This is a genomic window from Nitrosomonas halophila, from assembly GCF_900107165.1.
GTDB lineage: Bacteria > Pseudomonadota > Gammaproteobacteria > Burkholderiales > Nitrosomonadaceae > Nitrosomonas > Nitrosomonas halophila.
This window is the reverse complement of the sequence record NZ_FNOY01000102.1, coordinates 1-6019: the sequence shown is the minus strand read 5'-3', so window position 1 is coordinate 6019 and position 6019 is coordinate 1. Positions and strand designations below refer to the sequence as shown.

General features: G+C 55.8%; 5 protein-coding genes. All 5 read right to left on the bottom strand.

The features are described from left to right. Nucleotides 1-326: 326 nt before the first annotated feature. A complete protein-coding gene (gene lon, locus BLV85_RS13975; protein ID WP_090415843.1) occupies nucleotides 327-2678 on the bottom strand; it encodes an endopeptidase La in 2352 nt (783 codons plus the stop codon). Nucleotides 2679-2825: 147 nt separating this feature from the next. Then, a complete protein-coding gene (locus tag BLV85_RS13970) occupies nucleotides 2826-3482 on the bottom strand; it encodes a dienelactone hydrolase family protein (RefSeq protein WP_090415842.1) in 657 nt (218 codons plus the stop codon). Beyond that, nucleotides 3479-4576: an AmmeMemoRadiSam system radical SAM enzyme gene (gene amrS, locus BLV85_RS13965; protein ID WP_090415841.1), complete on the bottom strand. Its 1098-nt coding sequence runs from the start codon at nucleotides 4574-4576 to the stop codon at nucleotides 3479-3481. The genes BLV85_RS13970 and amrS overlap by 4 nt, the downstream gene beginning before the upstream one ends. Before the next feature lies 1 nt (nucleotide 4577). Continuing rightward, nucleotides 4578-5150: an AmmeMemoRadiSam system protein A gene (gene amrA / locus BLV85_RS13960; protein ID WP_090415840.1), complete on the bottom strand. Its 573-nt coding sequence runs from the start codon at nucleotides 5148-5150 to the stop codon at nucleotides 4578-4580. Beyond that, entirely contained in the window at nucleotides 5140-5748 is a 609-nt protein-coding gene (gene amrB, locus BLV85_RS13955) for an AmmeMemoRadiSam system protein B (protein WP_425433813.1), read from the bottom strand. The genes amrA and amrB overlap by 11 nt, the downstream gene beginning before the upstream one ends. Nucleotides 5749-6019: the final 271 nt, after the last annotated feature.

The following is a 6019-nucleotide window of genomic DNA, read 5'->3' as shown; positions in this document are numbered from 1 at the left end:
TACGACAAACTGAAGCGAAATTATGAAAGTATGGTAGCCATGGCGTGTGGGTATCTGTGGTTACCTATGTGAAATGTCAACAGACCCTAGCAAAACAAACATTTTTGTTGCCACAGGCGTAGGGTGCACTTGTGCACCGGTTTTATGCAACGCAATCTGCTGGCGGTAATCAGCGTTTGACGGTGCGCAAGCGCACCCCACGCCCCCTTACCGTCTATGTGCGGGGCCTCGCACCGAAGCACTCCAGCCCGATGCTGGAGTGTACCGGAGGATTGCCTGGCTGCGGGCAGCAGGAAAGGCTGCCGATATTTTTAGAAAAAGGCCTGCTAAATATTCCCTCTATTCAGGGTCAATGCTGCCTTGACTGCATCGTCGACCGTCTCAAGCGGGATAATCGTCAGCGCCGATCGCACCGCTTCGGGCACATCGCGCAAATCTTTCTGATTGCGGGCAGGCAAAAGCACCATCTTGATTCCCGCACGCTGCGCGGCCAAAACCTTTTCCTTGATGCCCCCAACCGGAAGCACCAACCCGCGCAAGCTGATCTCGCCTGTCATGGCGACCTCGTTCGATACCGGCCGATCGGTGAACAGCGAGGCGAGCGCAATAAACATTGCCACGCCTGCGCTCGGCCCATCCTTGGGGATTGCGCCCGCTGGAATATGCAGATGGATGTCCACGGTTTCGAATATTGAAGCAGGAATGCTGAGCCCGCTGGCCAAGGCCTTGACGAGCGTCAAGGCTGCCTGGGCGCTCTCTTTCATGACATCGCCCAGCTGTCCGGTCAATATCAGCTTGCCTTTGCCGTTCACTTTGGTCGCCTCGATAAACAGGATATCGCCGCCTACCGGCGTCCAGGCCAGGCCGGTCGCCACACCGGGCAAGCTGGTGCGCGCGGCGACTTCATGCTCATACTTGGCCGGTCCCAGTATGGCTTCAAGATCATCGGCATCGGCATGCACCTGCAGCTGCGGATTGTCGGCGATGCACAGCGCCGCATGCCGCATGACACGCCCTATTTCCCGTTCGAGTTGCCTTAAGCCGGCCTCACGCGTGTATTCCCCGATGATCTTGTTCAATGCCTCGATGGTCAGCGTGCACTGGCCTGCCTGCAGGCCATTGGCTTCACGTTGGCGCTGAATCAGATAGCGCTGGGCAATCTGCAACTTTTCCTCCTGGGTATAACCGGGCAAATCGATGATCTCCATGCGGTCCCGCACTGGCGGGGAAACATGATCGAGCACATTGGCTGTGGCAATAAAAATCACGCGACTGAGATCGAAGGGGACGCCAAGGTAATTATCCCGGAAAGTCGCGTTTTGCTCCGGGTCGAGAATTTCAAGCAATGCGGCCGACGGATCTCCGTGCAGACTGGCCGACAATTTGTCGACCTCATCCAGCATCATCACGCAATTGCGCGCGCCGGCCTTGCGTATCCCCTGAATGATGTTGCCTGGCAGTGCGCCAATATAAGTACGGCGATGGCCACGCATTTCCGCTTCATCATGGACGCCCCCCAATGAAACACGCACGAACGCGCGCTGCAGCGCACGTGCAATGCTCTGACCGAGTGAAGTTTTTCCCACTCCAGGCGGCCCGACAAAGCACAGGATCGGGGCACGCCCCTGCGGCTTGAGCTTCTGCACCGCCAGAAATTCTATAATGCGCTGCTTGACGCGCTCCAATCCAAAATGGTCGGCTTCCAGAATCTGGCGCGCAGCGTGCAGATCGATCGGCACATCTGCCGGCAATTGCCAAGGCAAGTCGGTCATCCATTCGAGATAAGTATGCAGCATCGAATACTCGCTCGATGCGCTTGCCATACGCTGCAAGCGCTGCAATTCCTTGCGCACGCCCGTCTCGATCTCTGCCGGCATACCCGCCTGGGTGATTGCTTCATTCAGTTGCCTGATTTCCTGCTCGTTATCCTCTCCCTCGCCCAGTTCCTTCTGAATGGCTTTCATTTGCTCACGCAGCAAAAACTTGCGCTCGCGATCTTCCATTTGCTCCTTGGTACGTTCGCTGATCTCCTTGGACAGCCTCAATACCTCGATGCGATGCGACAGGATTTGCAGCACTTTCTGCAAGCGCGCATCAATATCGATCATTTCGAGCAGCATCTGCTTCTCGCTGATTTCGGCATCCAACAGGCTGGCCGTAATATCGGCCAGCTGGGCTGGTGCGCGCGTTGACTGCAGGGCATGGCCCAGTTCTGCCGGCAACCCCGGCACCAATGACATGAACTCACTGGCACGCTCGCGCAGCTGGACGGCCAGCGCCTCGGTTTGTGTGGTCACCGGCTGGGCCGGCTCTTCGATACGGCTGATTCTCGCAGCCAGGAAAGGATAGCCCCCGATGAACTCCTCGATACGGAAACGGACAATTCCCTGGCACACGGCATGATATAACTTGTCCGCATCGGTGACATGGCGCACAATTTTCGCCAATGTGCCAATAGTGCATAACGCATCCATGCCCGGATCATCGATTGAGGCATCACGTTGCAACAGAATGCCTATCGGGGAATCACGGTGCAGCACCTGCTCGAGCGCAGCAACCGATTTGGGGCGGCCCACCGCAATAGGCATCAGCACATGCGGAAACAACACGACATTCCTCATGGGAACCAGCGGAACAATGTCATTGGGAAGTTCGAATGCTGTTGCAGTCTGCTCCATGAGTCTTGCCTCCATGCATAGCGATTAACAGGTTGCGCCGCTCTGTTCAGGCATCGATTCGGCCAGCAATCCGTTCAGGCGCCGATTATTGCTGCATCATCACCCGGCCTGCCCGGCAGTTATTGACCGGCGGCCACAGCGCATCGATCAAGCATTTTCAGGTGCGGCAGATACAGCATGAAAGTGCTTCGCAAACCATGCCCCCGCTGCCTTGGCCACCTGCTCCAGAGTGCCGGGTTCCTCGAACAAGTGGGTTGCCCCGCCAATCAGAACCAGCTTCTTCTCGCACTTCATGCGTGCAAAGGCCTGCTGATTCAGCTCAATCACACCGAAATCCTCACTTCCGACAAGCAGCAGTGTCGGAGCGGCCACTTCACCCAATGCTTTCTCTCCAGCCAGATCAGGACGCCCGCCACGAGAAACCACCGCCGATATAGCGGTTTTCGTCTCCGCCGCTGCTTGCAAAGCAGCCGCTGCACCGGTACTGGCGCCAAAATAACCCAGTTTCAGGGTCTGCGTTTCCGGATGGGCCTGCAGCCAAGCGGTAGTGGCCAATAACCGCCGTGTCAGCAATGCGATATCGAAACGCGTGGCATAATCCCGGTCTTCTTCGGGCGTCAGCAGATCGAACAGCAGCGTCCCGATACCCTGCTGTTGCAGCACTCTGGCGACATAACTATTGCGCGGACTCAAGCGGCTGCTGCCGCTGCCGTGCGCGAATAGCACCACACCCGGTGCAGCAGGCGGCAACTCCAGCTCACCACTCAGAACGACATCATCAACTTGGATCGGCAGGGTATTCATTCGACGGCCTCGATCTGGATTGGAACATGTTTGCGACCGAACTGGCTGGTAAATGCCTCGAAACGACCAGCAATGGGCACACTGCAATCCGGGCAGTGTCCCGCGCCGTTCAGGCGATAATTTTTGATTTCATACCAGTCGCGTTCAATCAGTGCGCTGCCGCATGCGGGACAATATGTGGTATCACCCTCGGGATCATGGATGTTTCCGGTATAGACATACAACAGACCCGCTGCGCGCGCGACAGCCCGTGCACGCCGCAATGTTGCGGCAGATGTCGCCGGGATATCCAGCATCTTGTAATCTGGATGAAACGCCGAGAAATGTAACGGCACCTCTACGCCGAGCGTAGCGGCGACCCATTCGCTCATTTTTTGTATTTCTGCTGAGGAATCGTTGAGTCCAGGGATCAACAATGTGGTCAGCTCGAACCAGACCTCTGTTTCATGCTTAAGATATGCCAAGGTATCCAGCACGGGTTGGATATGCCCACCCGTTTGCTTGACATAGAAATCCTCGGTAAACGCCTTGAGATCGACATTGGCCGCATCCATCTTGGCAAAAAAATCACGACGCGGCTGTTCATGGATATAACCTGCGGTGACCGCAACCGTTTTGATGCCATGGGCATGACACGCATCGGCAACATCCATGGCGTATTCTGCAAAAATCACGGGGTCATTGTAGGTAAATGCCACGCTTTTACAGCCGAACCTGGCTGCACTGCGGGCAATCGCTTCAGGACTTGCCTCGGCGGCAAGTTTGTCAAATTCCCGGGATTTGGAAATATCCCAATTCTGGCAAAATTTGCAGGCCAGATTGCAGCCGGCGGTACCAAATGACAGGACACTGCTGCCAGGATAAAAATGGTTGAGCGGTTTTTTCTCGATCGGATCGATGCAAAAACCGGAAGAACGGCCATAGGTCGTCAGCACCATCCTGTCATGCACGCGTCCACGCACGAAACAGGCGCCACGCTGTCCCTCGTGCAATTTGCAGTCGCGCGGGCACAGGTCGCACTGGATACGGCCATCCGCAAGCAAATGCCAGTATTTGGCCGGATGCTGCTCGACATCGCGAATAGGTTCGTCCATGTCAGTACTCCTCAATGGCTTCGTGCCATTTGGTCACGCCATAGCGCGAAAGCCTGATACCTTCCGCCCAGAAATCTGCCGGCAACCCTGCTTTTTGCTTCAGCATGGCAAGAAACTGATCAGGCTGGGGCAAGTCTTCCCACACTTGTGGCAAGAATGTGCTTCGAAAAGACCGGTATTCGAACACGATACCGTCCAGCCCCGGGCGCAATTGCGCCAAGGCTTCTGGTTGATTTTTAAAACTCAGCGGCTCGGGGATGGAAAGCACGGAAACTTCTATTGCTATGTCCACGAGCTCGCCAGGTGTGACGGGCAAAAAACGGGAATCACGCAGTGCGGCAGACACGGCATTGTATTGCACATCGGCCAGCAGGGGCCGATAGGCTTCCAGCGTGCCGATACAGCCGCGCAAGTGACCGCTTCGCTTGAGCGTGACAAAGCACGCACCTTCTTCCCGCAACCATGGCGCAGCGTCAGCCATGGCGCCAGCCGTCTCTCGATCAGCCATGCCAAGCACCTCCACTATCGCGGCGCGGGCAATGCCTGGCAAGCGTTTTCCTGCTTCAGTTAGCATGTTCATGTGCCTCGGTAAAAGCAATCGCCGCATACCCCACGACCTGATCATGCGCACCCGCCGTGTCGCCAGAGTTGCGTAAATCCAGCAAATGTGGTGACAGATGGTGTTTCTGCGCCGCGAGGATCAGACCATCCACCGGGATGCTGCCGCATGCCCGGTCGGGATCGAGCGGCGCATGCAAGCTCAGAATGGCATCAACTGTTTCATTATCCACTTGCTGTGCCAGCGCATAAGGAAGGTGGTGAGAAAAATCAGAGCTGATGACGATGAGTGTCTCGTCCCCATCCCACACTGTCTCCAGCACTTCTGCGACCACTTCATCATAAGTATGACCCACCAACAGCGGCAGCAAGGAAAAATCTGGCAGCAGGCATTGCAAGAAAGGCAGCTGCACTTCTAGCGAGTGCTCCAGCGCATGTGCCTGGTTACTGACGATAACTTGCGGGATAGGCTTGATCGCTTCCATCCCTGCAATATCAAGATTGATGCGCCCCAATGGGGTTTCAAACACTTCTGCCTCCGGCAACGCCAGACCGCGTATCAGCATCCGATGGGCCGGGCCCAGCAAGACCACTCGCCGAACATTGGCAGCAATCGATTGCAGCGTCGCATAGGCCGAAGCGGCGATCGGTCCGGACTAAACAACCACCAGCTAAAGCTGGTGGGTTAGTGACAATGACTAAAGTCAGGATACGGGTCTTAAGACCCGTTTAGCTTTCGGTTCTGAAATTATCATCACCTTTAGGTTCAAAATGATGCTCCAAATAGTTTTGGTAACTATTCAGCGTATTCTTTCTCTCAGTCATTCTGCAACATAAAATCAGGCAGTTTCCCAGCGAAGAGCAGGGAAAGCGCCTCGGAAGCAG